This window comes from Bacillus sp. FSL R5-0585 (assembly GCF_038004545.1).
Taxonomy (GTDB): Bacteria; Bacillota; Bacilli; order Bacillales; family Bacillaceae_G; genus Bacillus_A; species Bacillus_A cereus.
In genome coordinates, this window is record NZ_JBBORJ010000001.1 from 4,070,001 (window position 1) to 4,095,006 (window position 25,006).

The following is a 25,006-nucleotide window of genomic DNA, read 5'->3' on the forward strand; positions in this document are numbered from 1 at the left end:
TATTCAATCGGCAACATAGATAGTGCAACGCGTCCTTTTTTTGTATCAATATCATCTACCCATACTTTTACAATTTGCCCTACTGATACAACATCTAACGGATGCTTTACAAACTGTTTGCTAAGTTTAGAAATATGTACTAAACCATCTTGCTTTACGCCAACATCAACAAAAGCACCAAAATCAACAACGTTACGAACTGTTCCTTCTAGTTCCATACCACGTTTTAAATCTTCTAATTTCAAAATCCCTTTTTTCAGAAGTGGTTTAGGCAACTCATCCCTCATATCTCTTTCTGGACTAATAAGCGCATCTATAATATCAACTAACGTCGGCTCCCCAACTCCTGTTTCTTGAGATAACTTAGAAATCTCTACTTCTTCCAATCTCTTTTGTAATTGCGGTTGTCCTACGTCATCTATCGATAACCCTAGACTCTTCAATAACAATTCAACATTTTTATATTGCTCTGGATGAATACCTGTTCGATCTAATGGATTCGCTCCTTCTAGTATACGTAAGAAACCTATACATTGTTCATACGTCTTTGCACCTAAACGCGGGATTTTCTTTAATTCCGTGCGCTTCGTGAATTTCCCATCTTCTTCTCTCTTTGCTACAATATTTTTCGCAACAGTTTTCGATAAACCTGAAACATATTGTAACAATGCAACCGAAGCCGTATTTACATTAACCCCAACTTGGTTAACAGCTGTTTCTACTACAAATGTTAATGACTCATTCAGTCTCTTTTGAGATACATCATGTTGGTATTGTCCAACCCCAACTGATTTAGGATCAATTTTCACAAGTTCAGCAAGTGGATCTTGCAGACGTCTCCCAATAGAAACGGCACTTCTCTCTTCAACTTGTAAATTTGGGAATTCCTCACGGGCTAAATCAGAAGCTGAATATACACTAGCACCCGCTTCATTTACAATAATATAAAAGACATCTCGGTTCACACTTTGTAATACATCTACTATAAACTCTTCTGTTTCTCTAGATGCTGTCCCATTACCAATTGCAATCATTTCAACTTGATATTTATCTATAATAGAAAGAACTTTCGTTTTTGCATCATCATATTTACGAACAGGTGGATGCGGATAAATAACATCGATATGTAGTACTTTCCCCGTATCATCTACTACAGACAATTTACAACCAGTTCTATATGCCGGATCTACCGCTAGCACGACTTTCCCTTTCATCGGAGGTTGTAATAATAAGTTACGTAAGTTCTCAGAGAAAATATGTATTGCTTGTTCTTCAGCTGTTTCTGTTAATTCTTTACGAATCTCTCTTTCGATTGAAGATTGAATTAATCGTTTATAACCATCTTCAATCGCTAATTGTACATAATGTGCACTTTTCGAATCGTTATCACGAATTACTTTCTTATTTAAGAAGGTTACTATCTCATCTACTGGCGGAACAACAGCAACTCTCAATATATCTTCTTTCTCGCCACGATTCATTGCTAATACACGATGTGGTACTACTTTTTGCAATGGTTCTTCATAACTGTAATACATTTCATATATATTCTTTTCATCTTTTTCTTCATCTTTCACGGAAGAAGACATAACACCTTTTCTAAAAGTAACATTTCGAATCCAACTACGATACGCAGCTTCATCTGAAACCATTTCTGCAATAATGTCTTGTGCACCTTGTAAAGCTTCTTCTGCAGATTGCACTTCTTTCTCTACATTAATAAATTCCACTGCCTTTTTAGCCGGATCTTCTTTCTTATATAACAATAACCATTCAGCTAATGGTTCTAATCCTTTTTCTTTAGCAACTGTCGCTTTCGTTCTTCTTTTCTCTTTATATGGACGATATAGATCTTCTACTTCTTGCAACTTTGTAGCTTTAACAATTTGCTGTCGTAGCTCTTCTGTCAGTTTCCCCTTCTCATCAATAAGACGAAGAACTTCTTCCTTCCTATCTTCAAGTTGCATCATATATTGCCATCTCTCTAAAATCTTACGAATTTGCACCTCATCTAAAGAGCCTGTCCATTCTTTTCGGTAACGAGCAATAAATGGAACTGTGTTACCTTCTTCTGTTAATTGAATAACATGACGAACTTGCTTTTCGGTAAAGCCTAATTCTTTCACTAACATTTTCATTAACGCTTGTCGATTATCTACCATTTCCATATACAACCGTAACCTCCTCTATAATAAAAAAAGTTGCCCTTCAAAGAGAGCAACTTAAACTGCCGATTTAAAAATCTATTAGTCCTAAACTAATTTGTAGCGCTTCATCTACACGAATCATCATCACTTCATCTAAGTGAGTGATTTTGTCCGTTAAGCGCTGCTTATCGATTGTTCGAATCTGCTCAAGTAAAATAACAGAATCTCTCTCAAAACCATACTTTTTCGCATCAATTTCCACATGAGTGGGTAATTTCGCTTTTTGAATCTGTGCAGTAATAGCCGCTACAATCACCGTTGGACTAAAACGATTTCCGATGTCATTTTGAATGACAAGAACCGGACGAACGCCTCCTTGCTCAGAACCAACAACTGGGGAAAGGTCTGCAAAATACACGTCGCCGCGTTTTACAATCAAAATATTACCCCCCGCTAACTAAGCGTTCTACTGTATGAGCTGCTTCATACTCTGCTAAGAAAGCTTCAGATGCAATACCAAGATTAATTTTTCCCATTTCAATGTACCCACGTCGCATTGATTCATGTTGGTAGCGTTTCTTCGTCTTATGTTGACGCAATAACAATTGTGTTGCCTGGCAAATTAGTTCATGGCGATTCTTATTCTCTTGTTTTCCAATTCCGTCCAATTCCGTTACCATTTGCTTTGGCAACCGAACCACGATTTCAGTAGTTACACTTGATTCGGACACAAAAATACACCTCCACCGTCAACTACACACCCAAATATATATGACACCTATTGTAATAATACCATTGTATGGAGCCTGTTGCAAAGACTTCCTTATTCCTTGCTTATGTTTTCCAATTCACAAACAAAACATTCATCTTCTTAAATTTTTTATCTCATAACTAACTAAAAACAATAGAACTCCTCTTCAAAACTTACGTGCAACTTATATAAAAAATGATTATAAGTAAAAAGCTTCTCATCAAAAAGAGCTTATTATCCAGCAATGAACAGTCACTCCAATGACAAGAAGCAATCATACTACCTTCTATATATTGTTCAAGTAATTAATTATCTCTACAACCTTACCATTCCGTATAAATATTCTTGGCACACGGAAACTGATCGTTGCAATAATTTCATAATTAATAGTCCCTGAGTATTCCGCAACCTCTGTAGCGCTAATATACTCATCTCCTTGCCTTCCAATAAGCGTAACTTTCGTACCAAGTGGCACTTCACAAGGAAGATGAATCATGAACTGATCCATTGTTACTCGCCCTACAATCGGTACCCTTTTACCATTTATAAGCACTTCAAATCCTTGTAACCTCCTAAGCCAACCATCTGCATAGCCAATCGCTACAGTCGCAATCCATTCTTCAGTTTTCGTTCGGTAGGTGACGTTATAACTAATTCCATCACCTTTAATTACCTGTTTAATATGAGCGACTTTCGTATGAAGTGATAGCGCCGGTTCTAATTCAAATGGTAAAAAAGGACGTATTTCTACAGAAGGAGATAATCCATACATTGCAATCCCAATTCGCACTGCATTAAATGTAATCCCTTGAAAACGTAACGTCGCAGCACTATTAGCTGTATGAACAAACTTAGGATCCACTCCGAATTCTTTCAACCAACTTAACTGCTCTAGGAACGTGTTATATTGCTTATCAAAATACGAAGTCTCAACCTCATCTGCCGTTGCAAAATGCGTGTATACTCCTTCTAACTCTAAAAACGGTGCACCCTCTAAACTCTTTAAAAATCCTTTTAGCTCTTTTCTTTCACGTATTCCAATTCTCCCCATACCACTATCAAAGTTAATATGGAATTTCATTACAGATGAACCATCCCAAAGTTTAATTGCTTCGTCCACCCATTCTTTTTGAAAAACAGTTAGCGCTACATCATTTTCAGCAGCTACATTTACATCACGCGGCGGCGAGGGACCTAACACTAAAATCGGCTCAGTAATACCAGCCCTCCGAAGCACTAAAGCTTCATCTAAAAAAGCAACAGCTAACCTTGTTGCACCTGCTTCTAATGCCGTTTTAGCCACCGGTACATAATCGTGCCCATATGCGTTTGCTTTAACTACAGCAAAAATCTCTACATTACTTGGGATGAACTCTTTAATATGTGTAACGTTGTTATAAATGGCATCTAAATCCACTTCCACCCAAGTGTCACGGTAAAATGGTGCTTCTTCCATAAATACACTTCCTTATACACGATATGCGAAGCTTATTCTTTTATATGCTTCTTTTATGAAATCCACCTTCAAACTAAGAAAAGACGTGGTGCACATATATCACCACGTCTAAGAAGTTTACTTCACCTGCTTCGCTGTAACTGAACGAGCAACCATTAACAGCTCCTTCGGCTCTAAACCTTTAGACACGAGCATATATTCTACTCCGTTATGCGACCACGTTACAGAGTCTTTCGTTAATGCACCAATCGTAAACCCAAGATCAACTGGTTCTCCACTTACACTTACCGCTGATGATGCCTCTGCAACTTTTGCCTTTTCTTGTATTAAAGTAAAGGATTTCTTATTTCCAGTGTATGTGAGTATCGCACGCTTGCCACTGTCTGTCTTCAACTCTTTTTCATCTTGCAGAGTCATACCTTGTGGTGTATCAAGTGGATACAAAATAGCAAACGGTTTGTCTTCTTTCGCTGTTGTTTGAACATCTACCTGCGCTCTAGACATATTTTGTTTCGTATCAAATGCACCTTTATCAAATTTCGCATCGAATTTCACTTTAGAGAAATCTACTTTCACAAGAACATTTTGATCATTATCCATTAACTTCACTGAAACTGGAGTCAAGTCGCTCTTATTCAATGTAATCTCTTGTCTCGGCAACATATTTTGATGTTGATAGTTTGTTTTTGTTTTAAAAATATAATACTTATCTGTTTTCTCAAAAGTAAGGTTTTTCTTGTCCTGCAAAATATCTCTTACAAGTGATTCATATAAATAAGCCTGGCTACTATTTTGCGGCCAATCACTTTGAAAACGGAAGCTCTTATTAAGTGCTGGCGTTAATACAAATACACCTTCTTCATTTCTCAAAATAATTTGGCTCTGATCTTTTTTTGCATTTTTTAAATTCACACGATAAAAAGACGGTTCCTTATGCCAAATCTCTACGTTATACTCTTGAGGCTCATTGCCTGTTTTAATAGATAATTTTGCCTCAGCTTGATAACTTTTCATCCCTTTTACTTTTGATTCTAAATCTCTCACGACATCATCTTGCTTCTTTTCCATACAACCCGCCAACACAAAAACGGTCAACAAACCGACAAGAACTAAAAACAGACGCCTTTTCATCAATTCAGCCCCTTTGCCCCTATAAATGAATGGAAGATGTACCTTCCTTATCGCTACCTCAAATATATGAGACAAAGATATAAAATATGCAGACTAGCGTGACGAGCTTTCTAAAACAACTTGAGCAACAGCAAATTCCTTACTATGACTAATTGATAAATGAACAATATACTCTGTACTTGTAATCAGAATTGGCTTACCTCTTTCATCATTTTTCACTTCAATATCTAAAAAACTCACTTCTTTTCCGATACCAGTACCTACAGCTTTTGAATACGCCTCTTTCGCTGCAAACCTTCCAGCTACAAACTCTGTAAGGCGACTTCCTTTCAGCTCCATAGCAACATTACGTTCATTTCCCGTTAAAATACGTTCCATAAATTTAAGCTTTCCATCTAGCATTTTTTCAATACGATTTAATTCAATAATATCAATACCAATCCCTATAATCATTTCAAAATCCCCTTCTTCTATTTAACTTTCTTCTTTCATATTGATAAGAATAACAGAGAATCTTTCTGATGCAAAAGGGGTGATAGTAACCGTATGCTAATAAGATCCACTCATATTTCTTTACAACCGACTATTCTTACCTTACTTCTTATTCATTTAGTCATGATGATATTAGGCGACTTTTTTCTCTTACCACTGGCAGCCTCTAATGAATATATCGCGAAAGGAGAATGGTGGCGTGTCATAACTTCTCTTCTCGTACACGTAGACTTACAACATTTTCTTTCTAATAGTATTTTTTTGTTTGCTCTTGGTTCTTCTATCGAAAAGCAACTCGGACACTTTTCTTTTTTTATTCTATTTTTTCTCTCTGGAATTTCCGGAAATATTTCTTCTTATATTATTATGCCGCTTGAATATATTCACGCAGGTGCATCAGGTGGTATTTTCGGACTATTAGGTGCACAGTTATTTTTATTGTACAATCGATACCGTTCTTCAAAACCAAAAGAAATTGCCATTTTCTCAATTATGATACTTCTATTACTACTATTTACTTTCTTTAACCCTTCTGCCAATCCGATCAGTCATTTAACAGGTTTAATAACCGGTGGCATTTTAACCCCTTTTTTAACAAAAAAAAACGATGGTGCAAAGCTTATTTAATATAAAAGCTTGCACCATCGATAATTTCTACATCTACTTGTTCACTTAAATCTCTCATTAATTGAAATAAAGACTCATCCTTCATCTTCGCCTCAATCATACAATCAATTTGCGGAACACTTCCCTTTATCCTTCTTAAAAAAGATAAAAATGCGTCTACATTAATATAATCTGCATGAGCTCTTGGATCTTTTCCCTCTCTAGGGCTAGAGATATGCATTTTAATCGGCAACAAAGACGTTTCCCACGTATGAACAACACGTGCCCAATCTTCATACCAATCTTCTTGCTCATTATTCATCATATGGTGATGCAAGTCAAATACGACGGGAATATCTAATTTTTCTCCTAAATATAATGTTTCCTCTAACGTAAAGGTTGTATCATCATTTTCTAATATAATCATTTCTTGAATACCCCTTGGGACATTCGACCAATTCTCTATAAAGCGCTCTAATGCAAGTTCTTTATCTTTATATCCTCCTCCAACATGCAGTACACATCGTTGCTTATGTTCAATCCCCATGCCTTTTAATAATTTTTTGTGCATCTGCAATGTTTTTACAGATTGTTTAAAAACACTCTCCTCAGGTGAATTTAGTACAACAAAATGATCTGGATGGAAATCAATTCTCATATTCATATGAACTGCATATTCACCTAGTTTTTTTAAATTTTCTTTTAACGGACGAATATAGTTCCACTCTAGCAATTCCTCATGATTCGCTAAAGGAATGAGCTTTGAACTGAGCCGAAAGAAAGATATGTCATGCCCTTTATTATGCTTTAATAAACGTAAACAATTTTCTAAATTGGAATTAGCAATTCTTTCAAGCTTACGAATTGCAGCATCACGATCATCTAATTTCTGAAACTGTGCATACGTCATCGTTTGAGATGGAGATGCATTCTTCAAATGTACACTCATCGCAACGTAACCAAGCCTTACAAGCATATAACAGCCCCTTTTCTATCATAACTATTATGTAGTATGCACAATTATAGAAATAAAAAAAGAGAATGCCCGCAAAGGGCATTCTCTTTTTTTTATTAAGCTTGTGGACGGCTATGATGTTTTCTTTCGCCGCGTCCATTTGAAGAACCAGGGCGACCTTGGCCTTCACCTCTACGACCACGACTACCACCATCACGATTACGATCGCGGTTACCATCACGATTGCGATCACGGTTTCCGTCACGATTACGTCCATCACGGTTACGGTCACGATTACGTCCATCGCCACCGCCGCGTCCATCACGACTACGATTACGGTTACCATCACGGTATCCGCCTCCGTTACCGCCGCGTTTTTTAGAACCGCCGCCTCTTGAAACAACAGGTGGTTCTGATGTTAAAGCGATCGGAGTTGTATCCGGCTCTTTAGTCATCATTTTTAAAGCAGCAGCTACTACTGTTACAGAGTCATTTTCTTCTAACATTTCTTCTGCAATACGCTTGTAGTATGCTAAGTTTTCATTTTCAATTGTGCTTTGAAGCTTTTCAGCGATTAAACGTTGTTGACCTTCTAATGCCTCGTCAAGTGTCGGTGCATCCATACGGTCCATTTTACGTTTTGTTGTACGCTCGATATTTTTTAATTGTCCTGATTCACGTGGTGTTACAAATAGCATTGCAATACCTTTTTTACCTGCACGACCAGTACGACCGATACGGTGAACGTATGATTCTGGATCTTGTGGAATATCGAAGTTATATACGTGCGTTACGCCTGAAATATCAAGACCACGCGCAGCAACGTCCGTTGCAACAAGAACTTCAATAGAACCTTCTTTAAATTTACGTAATACAGACATACGTTTCGCCTGAGTTAAATCACCGTGAATACCTTCTGCAGCATAACCACGTAAGTTTAATGCTTCTGATAATTCATCAACACGACGCTTTGTACGACCAAATACGATTGCAAGCTCTGGAGATTGAATATCTAATAAGCGTGTTAACACGTCAAACTTTTTCTTTTCTTGCACTTCTAAATAGAACTGCTGAATGTTTGGCATTGTTACTTCTTTTGCTTTTACTTTAATGTGTTGAGGCTCAGTCATGAAACGCTCAGCAATACGGCGGATTGGATCCGGCATTGTCGCTGAGAATAGTAATGTTTGATGTGTTTCTGGCACATCTGTTAAAATTGCTTCAATGTCTTCAATGAAGCCCATGTTTAACATTTCATCCGCTTCGTCAAGAACAACTGTCTCTACGTTTTGCAGACGAAGTGTTTTACGGTTAATATGATCTAAAATACGACCCGGCGTACCAACAATAATGTGTGGGTGTTTTTTTAGAGCACGAATTTGGCGGTTAATATCTTGACCACCATAAATCGGTAAAATACGAACGCGTTTATGCTTACCAATTTTGTATAATTCTTCTCCAACTTGAATTGCTAATTCACGCGTTGGCGCGATAACAATACCTTGAACCGATTCTTTATGTGTATCCACTTTATCTAATAGTGGTAATCCGAATGCTGCTGTTTTCCCTGTACCTGTTTGCGCTTGCCCAATAATATCTTTACCTTGCAATGCATGTGGAATTGTTTCAGCTTGAATTGGTGTAGCCTCTTCAAAGCCCATACTTTCAACAGATTGCAGTAAAGAATCACTTAATCCTAATTCTCGAAATGTTGTCAATGTTACTTCTCCTTTTCTATCCTATACTTATCATTTAAAAAAAGGCGTTTTCCGAATTTGCGGAAAAGCCCTTTTCCTGAATGCTCACGTATATAAACGGGCGTATATTCTTCACGAAAATACTTCTAAACGTTATTACACTTTATCAATTATAAGTTTTGTATGTGTAAAAAGCAAACCCAACTGTTACCTTATTTTCATATTCAGAGTTTTTTTCTTCACTTTTATTTTTTTATATTTACTGTAAGCGCTTATTATAAGTTTCTTCTATTTTCGCAACTATCATCCCTATTTATATACACCAATTATTTCAACATCGTAATTACTTCTTCTAATTTCATACCGCGAGATGCTTTTATTAATACAACATCTTTCACATCGACTACTGCTTGTAAATCTTTTACTAACTCTTCTTTATTATCATACGCCTTTACACGTTCATTAGGGAAATTAATTTTTGCTCCTTCAGCAATTTGAGCCCCTAATCTACCGTATGTGAATACATGTGAGATTTTTGCTGGATCGATTAATTTTCCTACCTCATAATGGAACTGTACTTCTTGATCTCCAAGTTCTAACATATCACCGAGCACAACGATTTTTTTAGCAAAACCATCTAAACCATTCATTAAATGGAATGCTGCTTCCATAGCCGTCGGGCTTGCATTATAAGCATCGTTGATAATTGTTAAACCACTATTTGTTTTCACAATTTCCATACGCATGCCCGTCATTTGAAGTGTTACTAAACCTTCTTTCATCTCTTCCCACGTTACACCAAAATGTTTCGCAATTGCCATTGAAGCAAGTGTATTATACACATTATGTTTTCCTAACACCGGTAAGTAGAATGAAATATTTTCATCTCTATTCATTTTGAAATGTGTCCCAGTTGCTTGTAATGTTACAGTCGTTGGATAATAATCGTTTGCTCTTGCATCACCAAACGTAACCGTTTCTGCTGCTAAATTCATTCCAGGAACACGATTCGTTAATAAAGGCTCATCTCCGTTATATACGAACACGCCACCTTCTTGTAATCCTGTAACAATTTCTAATTTCGCTTCAGCAATTGCCTCACGAGATCCTAAATCCATTAAATGTGCCTCACCAATATTTGTAATGATAGCTGCATTAGGACGAGCTAACTTAGATAAGAATTCAATTTCGCCTCGGCTTGACATACCCATCTCTAATACTGCTACTTCTGTATTTTCTTCTAAGTTTAAAATGGTAAGAGGTAATCCAATATGGTTATTGAAGTTCCCTTCTGTTTTTTGCACTTTGAATTTAGTCGCAAGAAGACTTGTTACAATATCTTTCGTAGATGTTTTACCGTTACTACCCGTTACACCTACAACTTTAACATCCAATTGATCGCGATAGTTTTTCGCTAACATTTGCAGTGCCGATAGCGTGTCTTCTACAAAAATAACCGGAAGATTCTCAGGTGGATTCGCTACATCTTTCATCCATAATGTAGCCACAGCTCCATTTTCAACAGCTTTATCTACAAAAGCATGTCCATCGAAGCGCTCCCCTTGAATCGGAACATACAAGTTTCCTTTTTCAATTTTTCTCGTATCAATAGACACGCCTTGAATAGTAATTCCCTCATATTGCTCTGCTAATTCAGTACCATTTACCATCTGTTCCACTTGCTTTAACATTCGCTTTATCATATAGAAACGCTCCTTACATAGAGGAAGCACTATTCCTATGAATAGTGCTTCCTCCTTTTTTGTTAGATTGTATATTTAATTTTTTGTTTTTCTTCGTGACGTTCAATCGCTAAACGAATTAGCTCTTCGATTAATTCTGGATACGGTAACCCAGTATGTTGCCATAATAGAGGGAACATACTGAACGGTGTAAATCCTGGCATTGTGTTTACTTCGTTAATATACACTTCTCCATCTTTCGTTAAGAAGAAATCAGCTCGCGTTAAACCTGCACCGTCTAATGATTGGAATGCAATAATCGCATCACGCTTAATTACATTAGATTCTTCTTCTGTCATTTCAGCTGGAATAATTAGCGCCGTATCACCATCGATATATTTCGACTTATAATCATAGAAGTCCTTTTTCGGAACGATTTCACCTACAACTGAACATTTCGGCTCATCATTACCTAGTACCCCAACTTCTACTTCACGACCTACAATATTTTCTTCTACAATAATTTTGCGATCAAATTGGAATGCCTCTACAAATGCATCCTCAAGTTCTTCACGATTTTTACACTTATTAATACCAACACTTGAACCAAGGTTCGCTGGTTTTACGAAGCAAGGATATCCTAACTTATCTTCTACTTTAGAATAAGCTTCCTCACGATTTTTTTCCCATGCACTACGAATGAAGGATGCATATTTTGCTTGTTTTAAACCAGCCTCTGCAAAGATGTTTTTCATAACAACTTTATCCATACCAGCAGATGATGCTAGAACACCATTTCCTACATAAGGGATATTCATTAATTCTAATAGTCCTTGAACCGTTCCATCTTCACCGTTTGGTCCATGTAGTAATGGGAAAATAACGTCAATAGCGTTCTCCTCAGAAGCTGCAGATGGGATAATTTCTGTACTTAATGATAACGGAGAAATCGCATTTTCTGCACCGCTCATTTTTAAAGCTTCAACATCTGTTACTTCGCCTTCAATACGCTCACCACGTACCCATTGACCTTGTTCTGTAATATAAATTGGATGAATCTCGAATTTATCTTGATTTAACGCTTTAATAGCAGCAAGAGCCGTCTGTAGCGAAACTTGATGCTCAGCTGATTTTCCACCATATAATAAACCTAATTTAATTTTCGTCAATGAAATCACCCTAACCAATTGTTTTCATTTTTCTATTTTAGCACTTTTTATAAAAATAGGTAGTTCCTATTTGAAATAAAATGTAACTTCCACAAATAATTAAATAACATCACTTATTGGTTTTTCATTTCATTTTCTATATAGCTACACAAAATAAAATGGCAATCTAATCTAGTTATGTACCTAAAATATGTAGAAATCCCCTTTTTTGTGTATGTCATCTATTCACTAAGAAGATTGTTTGGTTAGTGTGTCTTTTTGCCTTTGCTCAACAAGGCGATCTAAAGAAACATATACAATACCTGCAACTACACATCCTACAGCTAAAATTGTAAATAGAAAGTGACCAAGTAATCGATCTAATAAAAAACCGCCCAAAAGTGGACCAAATGCGCTTCCTGTAATCCACTGCAAACTTGCAGCTCCCATATAAGTCCCTCTCAAATGCTCAGGGGCCAAATTTGCTACAAATGTCATCTGTATAGGCGACATAATCATTTCACCTAACGTATATAAAGCATAAACGAACAGTAGTGTTATTAAAATAATTGTAGCATTTGTATTAAATTCTCCAAACCACTTCGGTAACCACCCTATAAAAAATAATCCAATCCCGAATAAACATGCACCATATAACATCGTCTTCCCAACTGGTTTATCCGTAGCCCATTTTGAAATTTGAAACTGGAATAAAACAACTAATAGTCCGTTTAACGCCATTAAATATGGATATGGATTGTTCGTTCCAAAAATACGCTTCATTTCATTATCAAAATGTAGTGGCAACATGCCTTCCGTTTGAGAAAACCCCATCGAAATGATAATACCTGCTAATAAGTAAATCATTAATGCCTTATCTCGCATTACAATTTTCCAAACTGCCCCAGATTCCTTTTCTTTATGTTCTTCCTTATCTGTCCTCTTTGGCATCGTCTCTTGAATAAGAAGTAATACAAGTAACGCATAAAATAGCATTGTAGAAGAGGCAATAATAAACACAAGGTTCTTTGACAACACAACTACTGATGCTCCCATTATCGGACCAATCGCAGCACCTATATTGTGTCCCATTCGTAATAAACCATATGCCTCTGTTCTTTTTTCTGGTGCCGTTACATCCGCGACCATAGCTGATGCAGCTGGGTGAAATAAAGAATTACTCAACCCTAAAAAAATAGATAAAATTGCATATGGAATAAACCCTTCTATAAATAGAAAACCGAGCATTAATAATGCATTACTTGCCATAGAAAATATCATAATAGGCTTTCTTCCATATATGTCAGCAATTCTCCCTCCTATAAGTGATCCAAAACTTGCAGCAATTGGAGAAAGCGCCATAATAACCCCAACTTCCAACAACGAATCTACCTTATCTTTTAAATATAATGCAAAAAAAGGCATTAACATCATCATTGCAATTCCATTTAACGTCTCTCCAATAAATCGAATCCATACGTTACGGTCCATCTCCCTTAACTCACGCCACGTATTTTTCATCATTTCACCCCTTTAGTTAGCCAACAATTATCTTATAATAAGTTCAGAAAAATGTAAATTTTCAAATAAAAAAATCCATTCTAACAGAATTAGAATGGATTTTTTCGCTTATAAATTTGCAACATCTTCTTCTTTTTTACTATTATTTAAAGCACTATGTTTTCGGCTATATAAGAAGTAAACCGCTATACCAATAACCATCCATATCCCAAAACTAATCCATGCTGTCCCCGATAATTGAAGCATTAAGTATAAACAGAAAATCACTGTTAATGCTGGTAAAAATGGTACAAGCGGAGCCTTAAATGCCCTTGGTAAGTCTGGATGTGTTCTTCTCATTACGATTACCGCAACAGCTACGAGTGCAAATGCTGACAATGTCCCCATATTTACAAGATGTGCTAAAACATTTAAATCTATTAATCCTGAAATCAGTGCCGCAATAATTCCCGTTGTCCATGTATTTAAAAATGGCGTTTTAAATTTCGGATGAACTTTAGCAAGACGCTTCGGCAGTAAACCATCTCGGCTCATCGCATAAGAAACACGAACTTGCCCATACATCATAACTAGCATTACTGTTGTAATTCCTGTAATTGCTCCTACTGAAATTACCCCCGCTAAACCATCTTGTCCAATAAATTGAAGTGCAAAAGCAACTGGATCTGATATATTTAGCTGTCCGTATGGAACAATTCCTGTCAAAATAAGCGAAACAACGATATAAAGAACTGTACAAATTAATAACGATGCAATAATACCAATTGGTAAATCACGTTGCGGACGTTTCACTTCTTCTGCCGCTGTTGAAACTGCATCAAATCCTATAAATGCGAAGAATACTGTAGCCGCTCCAGCCATTACACCATCTAAACCAAATGGCATAAAAGGCGTCCAGTTTTCAGGTTTCACATAATTAAAACCAGCAAAGATAAAAATAAGAACAACTGCTATTTTAATAAATACCATAATGTTATTTACTCGTGCACTTTCACGAACACCCCTAGATAAAAGAACTGTCATCACTAAAATAATTAGAACTGCAGGTAGATCAATTATTCCACCCTTACCTGTACCAGGAGCCGAGGAGAGAATAGTCGGAATATGAATTCCAAACCCCTTTAATAAAGATTGAAAATATGCAGACCAACCGTTCGCTACAGCAGATGTAGCAAGTAAATATTCCAGCATTAAGTCCCAGCCAATTAAAAATGCGAATACTTCTCCCATCGTCGCGTATGTATACGTATACACACTGCCCGAGACAGGAACTGAAGAAGCAAATTCAGCATAACAAAATGCAGCAAAGGCACAAGCTAGAGCGGCAATCGCAAATGATAATATAATAGCTGGCCCAGAATGTTTCGCTGCCACAACACCCGTTAGAACAAAAATACCAGTTCCAACAATTGCTCCGATTCCAAGCATAGTTAAATCTAGCGCGCCCAATGTTCTTGCTAACGTTTTTTGCTTACTTTCTTGCATTAACTTTGCAATTGGCTTCTTTTGAAAAATTTGCTTCATCTTTCACTCCTCCAAGTTTTAAATTTTCTGAAAATTTTTAATTCGCTTTTTTATTTTACTCATTACGCTTTTCCTAGTCAATACTTTTGTCGAAACAAGTAGAAATTCTTCTGAATATGCACAATCCTTATTATTCTTTCTATATATCTTTCCATTATTTTTTTGGTATTATTATACATGTCGATTCCTTGAAAAAGGCATGCCCCCTTATTGAGAGCATGCCTTTTTTACTTATTTCACAGTATATGAACCTTGTTCAATCCAGCTATACATATACTTTTCATCTTCTGTTTCATGTGCTTGTTTTACAATACGAAGCGGACGGAATGTGTCTATCATAACAGCTAATTCAAGCGTCTCTTTCTTCCCTATACTTGCCTCTGTTTTCCCCGGATGCGGTCCATGGGGAATCCCGCTCGGATGAAGTGTAATAGAACCTTCTTCCACACCTTTGCGACTCATAAAGTTTCCTTCTACATAGTAAAGAACTTCATCACTATTAACATTACTATGATAATATGGTGCCGGAATTGACTCTGGATGATAATCGTATAAACGTGGTACGAAAGAGCAAATAACAAAATTATGTCCTTCAAATGTTTGATGTACTGGCGGTGGCTGATGAATGCGCCCTGTAATTGGTTCAAAATCCTCTACATTAAATACCCACGGATATAAATAGCCATCCCATCCCACAACATCTAACGGGTGGTGTCCTAAAACATGTTTATGCATATAGCCTCTTGATTTTGTCATTACGACAAACTCGCCTTTTTCATCATATGTCTCTAATTTTTCTGGACCACGAAGATCTCTTTCACAAAACGGACTATGCTCTAACAATTGTCCGTATTCATTTCGATAACGACGCGGCGTTGTAATTTGGCTATTCGCCTCTACAACAAGAAACTTAGTCTCTCCTTCATCTGGAATAACACGATAAATCGTTCCAATTGGAATCGTTACATAGTCGCCTTTTCTATAGTGAATCGTTCCAAACATCGTTTCAATTTTCCCTGTTCCATAATGAACAAATAACATTTCGTCGCCATCACCATTACGATAGAAATAATCCATTTTTTCTGTTGGACTCACTACTCCAATTAATAAATCTTCATTTCCAAGTATGAAATTCCGTCCACTTATTGCATCACCACTTTTTTTACTTTCTTTCGTTCGAAAGTGGCGATGAGAAAGAGCAACATCCTCTTCATACTGCAACTGACAAGAATGCGATAATGCAGAATGACCTACTTCTGTCGGCATATAATGATGATACAAAATAGACTGCGTACCAGAAAAACCTTTTGTTCCCATTACCTGTTCACGATAAAGCGATCCATCTTTTTTACGAAATTGTACATGTCGTTTATGAGGTAGTTCTCCCATGTGACGATAAAACATGCCCATCACCCGCTTCCTTTTCTTTTTTGATTGTATTACGTAGTGTACCTAAACCAGTAATCGACAGTTCTACAACATCTCCATCTTGTAGCCACTCTTCTGTACCCAGTTCTAAAATACATCCTGTTCCTACTGTCCCAGAACCAATCACATCTCCTGGATATAACGTAACGTCCTCTGAAGCACGTTCAATCATTTCAGCAAATGTATAGTAAATATCTTGGAAGTTTCCTTTTGATAATAGTTTTCCATTTACATGAGCAGTCATTTCTAAATTATATCGATCACCATTACGATAAACGTCTAATTCCTCTTTCGTAACAAGATGTGCTCCTAAAGAAGTTGCAAAGTCTTTTCCTTTCGCTGGACCGAGACCTACTTTCATTTCTGTTGCTTGTAAGTCTCTCGCACTCCAGTCGTTCATAATACAATAACCAAAAATATATTCCTCTGCTTGCTCACGAGAAATATTTCGCCCTTCTCTTCCTATTACGCAAGCAATCTCCAACTCATAATCAAGCTTTTTAGACTTTTTCGGACCAATTACAAAATCACTGGAACCAATTACAGCACGATGATTAGTAAAATAAAAAACCGGAATATCATACCATTCAGGCACAACATCTAATCCTCTTCGTCCGCGAGCTGTTTTTACATGTTGTTCAAATGCGTAAAAATCTCGAATACTACTCGGATTAGGAAGAGCAGCTGTCAATTGTACTTCTTCTAAAGCATATATACCCTTATTTGGATTCTTAATATTCCGCACTACTTCTACATACTCATCCGCTTTCTCTAAAAAAGCAATCATAGAAGAAGGGATTTTCCCTTCACTAGCAAGATTCATATCTATTACTTTGTCACCTTCAAGCCATCCAGCCCGTAGTTCTTTTGAAGGAAGACGAAATGTAACAAATTTCATCCTGATTCCTCCTTATAAAAATGAAATTTCCACCAGCAAAGGGACTTTTGCTGGTGGATACAAATCTTATAAGTTTCCGCGACGCTCTTGTTCTCTTTCAATTGATTCGAATAACGCTTTAAAGTTTCCTTCACCAAATCCACGAGAACCTTTACGTTGAATGATTTCAATAAATAAAGTCGGGCGATCTACAATTGGTTTCGTAAAGATTTGTAGTAAGTAACCTTCATCATCACGATCTACTAAAATCTTTAATTCTTTTAACTTATCAATTTCTTCATCGATTTTTCCAACTCGTGCAGTTAACTCATCATAATAAGTATCAGGTGTATCTAAAAACTCCACCCCATTTGCACGAAGCGCTTCAACTGTTTTAACAATATCACTTGTTAATAAAGCAAGATGTTGTACACCAGCTCCATTATAGAATTCTAGATACTCTTGAATTTGTGACTTTCTCTTTCCATCTGCTGGTTCGTTAATAGGAAACTTAATACGACTTCCATTCGTCATAACTTTCGACATTAACGCCGAATACTCTGTACTAATATCGTCATCATCAAAATGAATCATTTGTTTAAAGCCCATAACATTCTCGTAATAACTAACCCACTCTTCCATTTTTTCAACATTACCAACTACATGATCAACAGCAATTAAACCAGACTCTTCAAATGGAATATTAAATTCTACCTTTTGGAATCCTGGCATAAATGCCCCTTTATAATTTTTACGCTCTACAAGCGTATGAATTGTATCACCATACGTACCAATAACTGCTTTTTTCAATGTACCGTCCTCATCTGTTAATTCCTGCGGTGGAGCAATTGCGACGGCACCACGTTTCACTGCTTCTGAGTATGCTTTATCAACATCATCAACAAGTAGTGCCACATCCTTCACGCCATCACCATGAGTCTTTACAAACTCTGCAATACGATTTTCACTACTTAAAGCTCCAGACACAACGAAACGCATATTTTTTTGCACAAGAACATAAGATACCTTTTCACGGTTTCCAGTTTCTAATCCAGAGTAAGCCACAATTTTGAATCCGAACGCTCTCGCAAGATAATAACTCGATTGCTTTGCATTCCCTACGTAAAATTCCAAATGATCTACATCACGTACTGGAAAAAAGTCCTCCATTTGTGCAGCTAGCGTATCCATAGATTTTTGTTTCATAATATCTTCATCCCCCTGTAAATAGATTAAATGGTCCATACTTAAAACCAACCGAAAACGCTTCCAACGTTAATTAATAGAAATTAGTTAGCAAGCTAACAAATTCTGACCTTTAAAATTTTCTATCTTTTCTGTCAAATTCCTCTTTTTTTCTTACATATAAAATTCGACTTTTTTCTCTTTGAAATAAAGCGGGATTTTATTCAGTGGATTTTTGATTATTCGTTGAATCAAGTTTCAACCGCAACGTTTAATTAGCCATGCATGCTGGATAATGAGGTAACTTTAATACTTGAGGGGATATAAGAAGAATATAAAAAAGACTCCAACATATTAACTACTTACTAATACGTTAGAGTCTTTATTTTTTTTGAATGATTGTATTTATATATCTCATACTAATACATTTGCAAGGAATAGAATAAATGATGTTACTATTACCGCTCCACCTAAGGATCCTAATAAATCTGTTTTTGTTACTTGAAACACTTGTTCACTGTTCATATCCCTCATTCTCCTTCCTTTTTTGTTTGATTTAAAACTTCTATTATACTAATACACTTGATAAAAATACGATTAATGCTGTTAATACTACTGCTCCACTTGCTGATCCTACGAAGTCACCTTTTGTTACTTGTAATACTTGCTCTTTCATACCTTTCATTCTCCCTTCCTTTTCTTTTGTTACAAAGCTTCTATTATACTAATACGCTTGATAGAAATACGATTAATGCTGTTAATACTACCGCTCCACTTGCTGATCCTACGAAATCACCTTTTGTTACTTGTAATACTTGCTCTTTCATATCTTTCATTCTCCCTTCCTTTTCTTTTGTTACAAAGCTTCTATTATACTAATACGCTTGATAGAAATACGATTAATGCTGTTAATACTACCGCTCCACTTGCTGATCCTACGAAATCACCTTTTGTTACTTGTAATACTTGCTCTTTCATACCTTTCATTCTCCCTTCCTTTTCTTTTGTTACAAAGCTTCTATTATACTAATACGCTTGATAGAAATACGATTAATGCTGTTAATACTACCGCTCCACTTGCTGATCCTACGAAATCACCTTTTGTTACTTGTAATACTTGCTCTTTCATATCATTTATCCTCCCTTTTTATAAGTTATCTATATGTAATTTCTAAGAAATGTTTATTTCATAGTTTTTATGTTAACGTTACATTAAATTTGATAACGTAACGTTTGTAACATTAATGTAACATAACTATTATTACGTTGCAATATAATTACGTAAAATTTATTACACTTTTTTTACGTTTTTTTATAACACCCCTCAAAAACCTTTATTTAATGCGTTTTTCACTTAGTTCACGTTTGTAACATTCGTGTAACATTACAGTCATAAAGTGAAATGTCGTCATATTCCTCTCTATTTTTGTTACAAATCGTTTATTTAGTGACACTAAACTTATCTAATCTTTACTTACTTTTAATATGAAATAAAATACCGTCTTTCCAAGATAAGTTTATATGTTTCCTCTATATAACTATGTATAATAAAAACAAAGAGGTGGTCATTTTGAAATTAATCGCATTAGATATGGATGGTACACTACTATCATCTAATCTTGAAATCTCCAAAGAAAACCTACAAGCAATCCAAACTGCACAAGAAGCTGGTCATATTGTAATGATCTGTTCTGGTCGTGCGAAAGAGGATGCTTTAAAGCTATTGGAAGAATATAAATTATCTCTTCCAGTCGGAGCAAGCAATGGGGCTATTGTTTATGTGGATGGAAAATTAATTAACTCGCGTTGTATACAAAACGACAAAGTGTACAAACTTGCAAAATTACTAGAATCTGAAGGTTTCCCATATAAGCTATATACGAATAAAGGAGTTTATTCTCCATATACATGGCAAGATCAAGTGATGCAAGCATTCGAAGAAAATAAGCATGCGCTTGATGTTACATTAGAGGAACTTGAACGAATTACAGAAAAGCAAAAGAAATCGAACCTAATTACTGATTTCAAAAAAATAGAAGATGTTGTAAATAACCAAGAACTAGAAATATCTAAATTCTTCATTTTAACGTTTAATGCAGCGCATCGCGCACAACTATTAAGTATATTACAAGAAGATACTGATATTATGGTTACAGCATCGGCTCCTACTAACTTAGAAATTATGGATAAGAATGGACATAAAGGAAACGGGATACAGCAGATGGCAGCTCATTTTAATATCCCTATTGAAGATACAGTTGCTATTGGTGATAATTTTAATGATGTACCGATGTTAGAAGTAGCAGGCTTATCTGTTGCAATGGGCAACGCTGAAGAAGATGTAAAAAAGCTATGTGATGTTGTAACACTAACAAACAATGAACATGGTGTTGCTCACGCAATCGAGCAATTTGTATTGAAACAAACTTCATCTATTAAATAAAAAAAGGACTCTTTCAATTTGAAAGAGTCCTTTTTTATACGTGATGACAAGCAACAAAATGCTCTGCACCAACATTACGGAATTCTGGTACTATTTTTTTACAAACATCCGTCGCAAATGGGCAACGTGTATGAAAACGACAGCCCGAAGGTGGATTTGCTGGACTTGGAATATCCCCTTCTAGTATAATTCGCTCTCGCTTCACTGTTGGATCTGGTATTGGAACAGCTGATAACAATGCTTTCGTATAAGGATGTAGCGGATTGGTAAATAACTCATCACGCGATGCTGTCTCCACAATCGTACCTAAATACATAATTCCGATTTTCGTACATAAATGTTCTACTACACTTAAATCATGCGAAATGAATAAATAAGATAATCCCTTTTTCTCTTGTAACTCACTAAATAAATTAATAATTTGTGCTTGGATAGATACATCTAGTGCCGCCACAGGTTCATCAGCTACAATAAATTCCGGATTTAATACCATAGCTCTTGCGATTACGATACGCTGACGTTGTCCACCAGAAAACTCATGGGGATACCGGTCAATATGATAAGGAGCTAACCCACATAACTCCAATACTTCAATTACCTTTTCACGAACATTTTCTTTCGTCGCTAATCCGTGGGCCAACATTGGCTCTCCAAGCGCTTCTCCAATTCTCATTCTCGGATTTAATGAGCTAAATGGATCTTGGAAAACGAGCTGCATATTAGGGCGATGTTTTCTTAATTCATCCTTGGATAAAGAATGAACATCTTTCCCTTTAAACTTCACTTCTCCCTCCGTTTTTTGAACGAGGCGTAAAATTGTTTTTCCTATTGTTGTTTTTCCGCTCCCTGATTCGCCAACGAGACCAAACACTTCACCTTTATTAATAGTAAAACTTACTCCATCAACCGCTTTTACATGCCCAATTGTTCTACTAAATACGCCACCCTTAATTGGAAAATATGTCTTTAGATTTTTCACCTCTAATAATGGTTCACTCATTGTTCCGCACGCTCCTCATATAACCAGCAAGCTACTTTATGATTTTCATCATTTACATTTAGATTTGGGGCTTCTTTTTCACATATTTCCATACAATGCTCACAACGCCCACTAAAGTAGCAAAACTCACCTAAACCAACTAAATTCGGAACTTGCCCTGGAATAGAATATAGTTTATCTATTCGTTTTCCCATTACTGGTTTTGATTTCAATAATCCTTTCGTATAAGGATGTTTTGGATTTTGGAATATCTCTAGTACTGGGGCTTCTTCAATAACTTTCCCGCCATACATAACGACAACATAATCAGCCATTTCCGCTACGACACCTAAGTCATGTGTAATTAATAAAATCGACGTTTTAAATTCTTCTTTCACTTGTCTTAGTAGATCCAATATTTGAGCCTGAATAGTAACATCAAGAGCTGTTGTTGGTTCATCCGCAATTAATAACTTAGGATTACAACTAAGTGCAACAGCAATCATAATACGTTGTAACATCCCGCCGCTCAGTTCATGCGGATAAGAATGGACGATTTCATCAGCGCGGGCTATGCCAACTTTACGAATTAACTCAATTGCCTTCTTATATGCTTCATTTTTACTAAGTAATTCATGCTCCCTTAACGTTTCTACAATTTGCTCTCCTACAGTGAAGACGGGGTTTAGCGATGTCATCGGTTCTTGGAAAATCATCGCAATATCATTCCCTCGTAAACTACGAAGCTCTTTCTCTTTCATTCCTAAAAGACTTTTTCCTTCATATAAAATATCTCCACCTACTACACTGCCTGATTCAGCAATAAGTCCCATAATAGATAACGCCGTTACACTTTTTCCGCAACCAGATTCACCTACAACACAAACAGTTTCACCTTCTCGAACAGAAAAACTAACATGATTCACAGCTTTTACTGTCCCTTCTTCTGTCTGAAAGTATGTTTGTAAATCTTTCAGCTCTACTACCGCTTTACTCATATCTCCTCACCTACCGTCTCATCTTTGGATCTAATGCATCACGAAGTGCATCACCAAGTAAATTAATTGATACAACCGTTATAAAGATTGCAAAACCAGGCGGAATCCATAACCATGGACGCTTTTGGAAATCGATTAATGAGTTAGCTGCGCTAATCATGTTCCCCCATGATGGTGTAGGTGGAACGACTCCGAGACCTAAGTAACTTAGTGCGGATTCTCCCAAAATAGAACCTGCAACACCTAATGTAGATACGACAATTAAAATGGGTAAAACATTAGGTATTAAGTGATATATAATTTTCCGGTAATCTTTTATTCCTAACACATCCGCAGCTTGCATAAATGCTTGCTCCCTAAGTGATAAAATTTGCCCTCTTACAAGGCGTGCAAGCCCTGGCCAACCTACTAAACTTAAAATAATCATAATGACATACAAACGATAATCAGACGGTACTTTCCACTCTGATAAAATCGCACCCATTATAATAAGTAACGGTAATCCTGGCATCGACATTAAAATATCTGCAAGTCGCATAATAATATTGTCCACAATACCACGATAAAAACCTGCAATCGCTCCTAATAAAGCTCCAAGTATAACCGATAAAACCATTGAAGCTAAACCAATGGTTAATGAAATACGTCCCGCTTGCATAAGCCTTGTTAAAATATCTCTTCCTAATTGATCTGTACCAAGCCAATGAGAATAACTAGGTGGTTTGTTAATGAGCGCAACTTGTATTTTTCCTGATGCATATGGAGAAAAGAACGGACCGATAAAACAAAATAAAAACATAAAAATTAATGCATAAAACCCTACAAGTGCCATCTTATTTTTCTTTATCTTTTTAAAAGCTTGTCGCCATGGTGATGATTCATTTCTTCTCTTTTTTTCTTTTTTTTCTGTAATTACTGTAACAGTCTCCATTTCTTTCCCCCCTTACTTCAACCGAATTCTTGGATCAACAACTGCATATACGATATCTGCTAAAAAGTTTGAAACGATTGTTAAACAAGAAAGAAACATCGTAAATGCCATCAATACTGTATAGTCACGGAAATTTAATGCTTCTAATTGAATATTACCAATCCCTGGCCAGTTAAAAATTTGTTCAATAATAATTGCCCCAGAAAACAATCCAGGTAATTCAAATGCTAATAACGTAATTGCCGGTAAAATTGCATTTTTTAATGCATGCTTATAAATAACCGTCTTCTCCTTCAAACCTTTCGCTCTTGCTGTTCGTATGTAATCTTGTCTTACAACCTCTAACATACTTGTTCTAAAATAACGAGTTAGCGAGCCGACCCCAAGAAGTGTCAAAATAAATACTGGTAAAATCATATGTTTTGCAACTTCTATCACGTAAGCAAATCCTGTTGAATTACTGCCAACATCAATCATTCCACCTATCGGTAATAACTTAAAGTCAACCGCAAACACCTTAATTAAAAACAAACCGATAAAGAATGAAGGGAATGACATTGCTGCAAAAACACCGATTGTTACAAGTTTATCGAATAAAGAATGTTGCTTCGTCGCCGAGAATACACCGATAATAAGTGCAATTAGCCAAATAAAAAACAATGCAATAATTGCTACACTAAAAGAATTCCAAATAAATTTATTTAATAATGACGTTACAGGCTCTTGATATTGAAGCGAGAAGCCAAAGTCCCCTTGCAATGCATTACCTAACCAATGAAAATAACGCTCAACAATTGGTTTGTTCAACCCATATAACTCCCTCAGTTCAGCTGCTCTTTCCGGTGTAATTTTCGGGTTTGAATCAATATAATCCCCAGGAAGAAGTGCGAACAGGACGAAGATAATAATTGATGTACCAAGCAGTGTAGGAATCATTTGTAACAACCTACGAACAATATATGTTTTCACCCTTTTTCTCTCCAATCTTATGCTTAAAATAGAAGAACATTTTTTCAAAGCGGCACATTACTAACCGAATGAAAAAATGTCTTCTA

26 protein-coding genes (1 of these 26 running past the window's edge) are annotated in these 25,006 nt (G+C 36.2%); 2 read left to right on the forward strand and 24 right to left on the reverse strand.

Annotated features, from left to right (window positions below; genetic code table 11):
- The 6 genes from MKY38_RS20950 to acpS form a co-directional block, all read right to left on the reverse strand.
- A protein-coding gene (locus MKY38_RS20950) for a Tex family protein (protein ID WP_070179627.1) crosses the window boundary here: on the reverse strand, window positions 1-2,168 show its 5' portion. Its footprint begins 1 nt before the window's first position; only the first 2,168 of its 2,169 coding nucleotides appear in the window; the start codon lies at window positions 2,166-2,168; the stop codon is cut by the window's left edge — 2 of its three bases fall inside, at window positions 1-2.
- Between the two features lie 67 nt (window positions 2,169-2,235).
- Window positions 2,236-2,586 (reverse strand): type II toxin-antitoxin system endoribonuclease NdoA, encoded by a 351-nt coding sequence (gene ndoA, locus MKY38_RS20955; RefSeq protein WP_000635963.1) that lies wholly within the window; start codon window positions 2,584-2,586, stop codon window positions 2,236-2,238.
- A gap of 4 nt (window positions 2,587-2,590) precedes the next feature.
- The gene (locus tag MKY38_RS20960) at window positions 2,591-2,878 is read right to left on the reverse strand and encodes an antitoxin EndoAI (protein ID WP_000004570.1); all 288 of its coding nucleotides are present in this window, start codon (window positions 2,876-2,878) and stop codon (window positions 2,591-2,593) included.
- Window positions 2,879-3,184: 306 nt separating this feature from the next.
- Complete coding sequence (gene alr, locus MKY38_RS20965) at window positions 3,185-4,354, reverse strand: alanine racemase (protein WP_065223246.1); 1,170 nt, start codon at window positions 4,352-4,354, stop codon at window positions 3,185-3,187.
- Between the two features lie 117 nt (window positions 4,355-4,471).
- Complete coding sequence (locus MKY38_RS20970; RefSeq protein ID WP_002004297.1) at window positions 4,472-5,422, reverse strand: LolA family protein; 951 nt, start codon at window positions 5,420-5,422, stop codon at window positions 4,472-4,474.
- Window positions 5,423-5,578: 156 nt separating this feature from the next.
- On the reverse strand, window positions 5,579-5,938 hold the full coding sequence (acpS, locus tag MKY38_RS20975) for a holo-ACP synthase (RefSeq protein WP_065223245.1): 360 nt from the start codon (window positions 5,936-5,938) through the stop codon (window positions 5,579-5,581).
- Window positions 5,939-6,031: 93 nt separating this feature from the next.
- Between acpS and MKY38_RS20980 the strand changes: the two genes are divergently transcribed.
- A complete protein-coding gene (locus MKY38_RS20980; protein WP_000908523.1) occupies window positions 6,032-6,604 on the forward strand; it encodes a rhomboid family intramembrane serine protease in 573 nt (190 codons plus the stop codon).
- On the opposite strand, the gene uvsE is transcribed toward MKY38_RS20980, so the two are convergent.
- From uvsE to MKY38_RS21050, 14 genes are all read right to left on the reverse strand, one after another.
- Window positions 6,597-7,559, reverse strand: coding sequence for a UV DNA damage repair endonuclease UvsE (gene uvsE / locus MKY38_RS20985; RefSeq protein ID WP_000961166.1), 963 nt, complete (start codon window positions 7,557-7,559; stop codon window positions 6,597-6,599). The genes MKY38_RS20980 and uvsE overlap by 8 nt on opposite strands.
- A gap of 95 nt (window positions 7,560-7,654) precedes the next feature.
- Window positions 7,655-9,256: a DEAD/DEAH box helicase gene (locus MKY38_RS20990; protein ID WP_000206592.1), complete on the reverse strand. Its 1,602-nt coding sequence runs from the start codon at window positions 9,254-9,256 to the stop codon at window positions 7,655-7,657.
- A 305-nt stretch (window positions 9,257-9,561) separates the two neighbouring features.
- On the reverse strand, window positions 9,562-10,938 hold the full coding sequence (gene murF, locus MKY38_RS20995; protein WP_000595957.1) for a UDP-N-acetylmuramoyl-tripeptide--D-alanyl-D-alanine ligase: 1,377 nt from the start codon (window positions 10,936-10,938) through the stop codon (window positions 9,562-9,564).
- Window positions 10,939-11,000: 62 nt separating this feature from the next.
- Window positions 11,001-12,086, reverse strand: a complete 1,086-nt coding sequence (locus tag MKY38_RS21000; protein WP_000161427.1) for a D-alanine--D-alanine ligase — start codon at window positions 12,084-12,086, stop codon at window positions 11,001-11,003.
- Between the two features lie 228 nt (window positions 12,087-12,314).
- On the reverse strand, window positions 12,315-13,586 hold the full coding sequence (locus MKY38_RS21005) for an MDR family MFS transporter (protein ID WP_065223244.1): 1,272 nt from the start codon (window positions 13,584-13,586) through the stop codon (window positions 12,315-12,317).
- Window positions 13,587-13,694: 108 nt separating this feature from the next.
- Window positions 13,695-15,110 carry an amino acid permease gene (locus MKY38_RS21010; RefSeq protein ID WP_000809361.1) on the reverse strand — a complete coding sequence of 472 codons (1,416 nt, stop codon included), beginning with the start codon at window positions 15,108-15,110 and terminating at the stop codon, window positions 13,695-13,697.
- Window positions 15,111-15,341: 231 nt separating this feature from the next.
- Entirely contained in the window at window positions 15,342-16,514 is a 1,173-nt protein-coding gene (locus tag MKY38_RS21015; RefSeq protein WP_013141710.1) for a homogentisate 1,2-dioxygenase, read from the reverse strand.
- Entirely contained in the window at window positions 16,480-17,436 is a 957-nt protein-coding gene (locus MKY38_RS21020) for a fumarylacetoacetate hydrolase family protein (protein ID WP_000674004.1), read from the reverse strand. The genes MKY38_RS21015 and MKY38_RS21020 overlap by 35 nt, the downstream gene beginning before the upstream one ends.
- A gap of 66 nt (window positions 17,437-17,502) precedes the next feature.
- Window positions 17,503-18,621, reverse strand: coding sequence for a 4-hydroxyphenylpyruvate dioxygenase (gene hppD, locus MKY38_RS21025; protein WP_000810922.1), 1,119 nt, complete (start codon window positions 18,619-18,621; stop codon window positions 17,503-17,505).
- A 393-nt stretch (window positions 18,622-19,014) separates the two neighbouring features.
- Complete coding sequence (locus MKY38_RS21030; RefSeq protein WP_001083693.1) at window positions 19,015-19,125, reverse strand: DUF3948 family protein; 111 nt, start codon at window positions 19,123-19,125, stop codon at window positions 19,015-19,017.
- Window positions 19,126-19,168: 43 nt separating this feature from the next.
- The gene (locus MKY38_RS21035) at window positions 19,169-19,285 is read right to left on the reverse strand and encodes a DUF3948 family protein (protein ID WP_000677736.1); all 117 of its coding nucleotides are present in this window, start codon (window positions 19,283-19,285) and stop codon (window positions 19,169-19,171) included.
- Between the two features lie 34 nt (window positions 19,286-19,319).
- Window positions 19,320-19,436: a DUF3948 family protein gene (locus MKY38_RS21040; protein WP_000654250.1), complete on the reverse strand. Its 117-nt coding sequence runs from the start codon at window positions 19,434-19,436 to the stop codon at window positions 19,320-19,322.
- A 34-nt stretch (window positions 19,437-19,470) separates the two neighbouring features.
- Entirely contained in the window at window positions 19,471-19,578 is a 108-nt protein-coding gene (locus tag MKY38_RS21045) for a DUF3948 family protein (RefSeq protein ID WP_000664237.1), read from the reverse strand.
- Window positions 19,579-19,621: 43 nt separating this feature from the next.
- Complete coding sequence (locus MKY38_RS21050) at window positions 19,622-19,729, reverse strand: DUF3948 family protein (RefSeq protein ID WP_000664237.1); 108 nt, start codon at window positions 19,727-19,729, stop codon at window positions 19,622-19,624.
- Window positions 19,730-20,170: 441 nt separating this feature from the next.
- On the opposite strand from MKY38_RS21050, the gene MKY38_RS21055 reads away from it, so the two are divergent.
- The gene (locus MKY38_RS21055) at window positions 20,171-21,043 is read left to right on the forward strand and encodes a Cof-type HAD-IIB family hydrolase (RefSeq protein WP_341049624.1); all 873 of its coding nucleotides are present in this window, start codon (window positions 20,171-20,173) and stop codon (window positions 21,041-21,043) included.
- A gap of 34 nt (window positions 21,044-21,077) precedes the next feature.
- Here the strand turns inward: MKY38_RS21055 and MKY38_RS21060 are convergent, their stop codons facing one another.
- From MKY38_RS21060 to MKY38_RS21075, 4 genes are read right to left on the reverse strand one after another with little or no spacing between them, the layout of a single operon-like run.
- Window positions 21,078-22,043 carry an ABC transporter ATP-binding protein gene (locus MKY38_RS21060; RefSeq protein ID WP_065223243.1) on the reverse strand — a complete coding sequence of 322 codons (966 nt, stop codon included), beginning with the start codon at window positions 22,041-22,043 and terminating at the stop codon, window positions 21,078-21,080.
- A complete protein-coding gene (locus MKY38_RS21065; RefSeq protein ID WP_000030800.1) occupies window positions 22,040-23,020 on the reverse strand; it encodes an ABC transporter ATP-binding protein in 981 nt (326 codons plus the stop codon). The genes MKY38_RS21060 and MKY38_RS21065 overlap by 4 nt, the downstream gene beginning before the upstream one ends.
- A 10-nt stretch (window positions 23,021-23,030) precedes the next feature.
- Window positions 23,031-23,951, reverse strand: a complete 921-nt coding sequence (gene opp4C / locus MKY38_RS21070; protein ID WP_000451078.1) for an oligopeptide ABC transporter permease — start codon at window positions 23,949-23,951, stop codon at window positions 23,031-23,033.
- 12 nt (window positions 23,952-23,963) lie between these two features.
- The gene (locus tag MKY38_RS21075) at window positions 23,964-24,920 is read right to left on the reverse strand and encodes an ABC transporter permease (protein WP_000860748.1); all 957 of its coding nucleotides are present in this window, start codon (window positions 24,918-24,920) and stop codon (window positions 23,964-23,966) included.
- Window positions 24,921-25,006 lie beyond the last annotated feature (86 nt).